The sequence below is a fragment of the bacterium genome, assembly GCA_037131655.1.
Classification (GTDB): domain Bacteria; phylum Armatimonadota; class Fimbriimonadia; order Fimbriimonadales; family JBAXQP01; genus JBAXQP01.
The window spans coordinates 1-3,589 of sequence record JBAXQP010000279.1 but is presented as its reverse complement, the minus strand read 5'-3'; the positions used below and the strand labels follow the sequence as shown (position 1 = coordinate 3,589).

Annotated in this window: 3 protein-coding genes; 2 read left to right on the top strand and 1 reads right to left on the bottom strand. The window is 49.3% G+C overall.

Features of this window, described 5'->3' with window-relative positions:
- Positions 1-561 (top strand): endonuclease III (locus WCO51_11150; GenBank protein MEI6513811.1); only part of this gene is annotated, 561 nt, incomplete at its 5' end.
- 215 nt (positions 562-776) lie between these two features.
- Positions 777-2,711 carry an acetate--CoA ligase gene (gene acs / locus WCO51_11145; GenBank protein ID MEI6513810.1) on the top strand — a complete coding sequence of 645 codons (1,935 nt, stop codon included), beginning with the start codon at positions 777-779 and terminating at the stop codon, positions 2,709-2,711.
- Positions 2,712-2,771: 60 nt separating this feature from the next.
- On the opposite strand, the gene WCO51_11140 is transcribed toward acs, so the two are convergent.
- The coding region (locus tag WCO51_11140; protein MEI6513809.1) for a DUF512 domain-containing protein at positions 2,772-3,589 on the bottom strand (818 nt) is incomplete at its 5' end.

Here is a 3,589-nt window from a genome sequence, read left to right as displayed (position 1 = left end):
TCCGACACCAACTCATTCCCCGCTTTTGAGCGCATGATGCTCCATTATAAGACTTGGGATGCTATCTCCAATGCGCCATTAGAAGAACTTACCGATGTTATCCGCAAAGCGGGTCTCGCTAATCAAAAAGCCAAGCATATTAAGGCTACACTTGCCGAGATTTTGTCTCGCCGCGGTGAATACGACATCGAATTTCTCAGAAAACTTCCCGATGAAGAAGCGCGTGAATGGCTGATAAGCCTGCCTGGAATTGGCCCAAAATGCGCGGCTATCACTTTAATGATGTCTATGGGAAAACCAGTGCTCCCTGTTGATACTCATGTTTTCAGGATTGGGTGGAGATTGGGTTATATCAATCAAAATATTAGCGCGACAAAGGCACACGATGTGCTCGGGATTATCGTTCCTAAAGAAATCGCTTACGATTTTCACGTTTTGCTTCTTACCCATGGCAGAAACATCTGCAAAGCTCAGCATCCTCTTTGTATGAAATGCCCTATTGCTTCAATGTGTAGGTATTACAAGGAAATAGTTAGCAAAATCGCAAAGAGTGACAGCTAGGCATTTAGCGATTTGTGATTTTTCGCAAAGAATCGAAAATTACCGAAAGACTTTTTTATTCTTGGCAGTTCGTTTTGTTTCGAAACACATCTCAAATTGGGTATGATATAAGGTGAAATTGAGGCGGGAAATAGATAGACTATCCAAGCTCCATCACCCGGTTCACAGCTAGATTAAAAGCAAAATTTCGTTGATACATATAACAGGAGGAATAGATGTCAGACAGTATATTAGATGATGGGCGTATTTTCGCGCCCACAGCAGAATTTATCGCTCAGGCGAACATGAATGATCCTGAGATTTACGCTAAAGCCGCCGCAGATCCGGAGGCATTTTGGGCCAACTTTGCCAAGCAGCTTGATTGGTTCAAGCCTTGGGATAAAGTTCTTGAATGGGATGTTCCCTTTGCTAAATGGTTTGTAGGCGGCACGATTAATGCTTCCTATAACTGCCTCGATCGCCACCTTGCAACCAAGGGCGACAAAATTGCCATTATGTTCGAAGGCGAACCCGGCGACAGCCGCGCGATTACTTATCGCGAGTTGTATGAAGAAGTTTGCCAGTTTGCAAACGCTTTGAAAGAACAGGGCGTTAAGCGCGGCGATCGCGTCTGCCTTTATATGCCGATGATCCCCCAACTAGCCATCGCGATGTTGGCCTGCGCCAGAATTGGCGCTGCGCATAGTGTTGTTTTCGGCGGCTTCAGCGCTGATAGCCTTCGAGACCGTATTAATGACGCTGATATTCATTATCTCATCACTTCTGACGGCGGCTACCGACGTGGCAAACCCGTCTCCCTTAAAAAGACCGTCGATGAGGCGCTTAATGGTGCCCCTGGCGTCAAAAAAGTTATCGTTTACGAGCGCTGCGGAAGAGATAAGATGCCTGTTGATTGGGTTGAAGGGCGCGATTTCTGGTGGGCAGATGTAGTCAAAGGTCAGCCATCCACTTGTGAGCCTGAGCATATGGATTCTGAAGATACTCTGTTCATCCTCTACACCAGTGGTTCTACTGGCAAGCCCAAAGGTATCGTTCACAGCACCGGCGGCTACTTGACCGGCACTTATGCCTCCGCTAAATGGGTTTTTGACCTCAAGGACAGCGATATTTATTGGTGCACCGCCGACATCGGTTGGATTACGGGACACAGCTATATCGTTTACGGCCCGTTGGCGAACGGAATTACTTCCGTTATGTACGAAGGCACCCCGGACTTCCCCGACAAAGACCGCTTCTGGAAAATTATCGAGAAGTATAAAGTCACCATTATGTACACCGCTCCGACCGCTATTCGCGCCTTTATGAAGTGGGGCGAGGAATATGTTCAGCGATGCGATCTCAGTAGCCTGCGCTTATTGGGTTCAGTCGGCGAACCGATCAACCCCGAAGCCTGGATGTGGTATCACGAACACATCGGCGGCGGCAAATGCCCCATCGTTGATACCTGGTGGCAAACTGAAACCGGCCAGATCATGATTACCCCTCTACCCGGTATCGTTTCAACTAAGCCTGGTTCTGCAACCCGCCCGTTCCCCGGCATCATCGCTGATGTGTTGGATGACATGGGTAATCCAATTGCGGAAGGCGCCGGCAACCTGGTCATCACCAAGCCTTGGCCTGGCATGACCCGAAACATTCTCAACGATCCCGAGCGCTTCAAGTCGCAATATTGGGTCCGCTATCCGGGCCTTTACTTCGCTGGTGACGGCGCTAAGCGCGACAAGGATGGTTACTTCTGGCTACTCGGACGTGTCGACGACGTTATCAACGTCTCCGGCCACCGATTGAGCACGATGGAAGTTGAAAGCGCATTGGTTGAGCACCCTGCGGTTGCGGAAGCTGCCGTTATCGGCAAAAACCACGACCTTAAGGGCCAAGCAATCTCAGCGTTCGTCATCATCCGTGAAGGCTACAAGAAGGACGATAATCTGGTTGACGAGCTCAAGAAGTTCGTTCGCACGAAGATCGGCCCCATCGCAACACCCGATGACGTAATCCTTACCGCCGAGCTTCCAAAGACTCGCTCCGGTAAGATCATGCGCCGATTGCTAAGAGACGTTGCCGAAGGCCGAGCTCTAGGCGACACAACCACCCTAGCCGATCCGGCAGTGGTTGCTATGTTAAAAGATAAGTACGATAACGAAGGCTAAGCATAGGCTTTAGCTGAATAAGAAGAAAGTGGGGCGGCCAGTAGGCCGCCCCACTTTCGTTCAGAAGCTTTTAATTGCATCCCATAATGCGCTTGGGGTTGGGACTATGGGTTGTAGGTTATATCCTGTGTTTTGCCTTAGCTCATCTAGGGTCACGTCATCAAGGAAGAGGTTATCATCACGCAGGCAGATAGTGGGGAGGAAGATTGTTGGGTGAGGTTTGAACTTGCGAAGACTTGCGGCGATATCTTGGGCGGTGAGAAGGCCGGTTACACTGATTGTTTCGCCAAAGAAGTGGTTAGGCACTTCACAGACGTTGACTGTTAATCCGTCTATTTGGTTCAGTCTTTCAGCGAAACTTGAGACTGTCTCCGAAGCCAATCGGCCTGTTATAAGAGTGCAAGCAAACGGGCGAGGTAATTGATCTGGGAGGCGTTTCGAAAGCCGTTTAGCCTCATCCAGAAACATTCGGCAAGTTCCAACCCCGTCTTCGAATTGAGGAAACCCCTCATACCATGCCCGAGAAGGAACCGGTAGGCCGGCTGAAAAAAACCACTCGTCCGATAGAAAAGCAAAGCGAGTGCCGAGTTCGGCCAAATACCGTCGGTGCTTCTTTTTGATATTGGCTAACATCCGGCAACTGTATTCTGAAATGACCCTTTTCAAGGGGAATAGTTTATCTCGATACTTGCTTAACCCTACCGGCACGATAGCAACAGAATTCACTCCACCTCGCAAACCGGTTTTCACAGGATGAAGCTCCGCCAATTCATCTAATGTCCGATCTAATGCCGGCCCATCATTCAGTCCTGGGCAAAGCACAATTTGAGCGTTGATCTCGACACCGTTCTCAGCAAGATATCGAAGCTGAGGTAGCA

Excerpts from the sequence above, each read along its gene's own strand:
- acs (MEI6513810.1), top strand. The coding sequence starts at position 777 with ATGTCAGACAGTATATTAGATGATGGGCGTATTTTCGCGCCCACAGCA.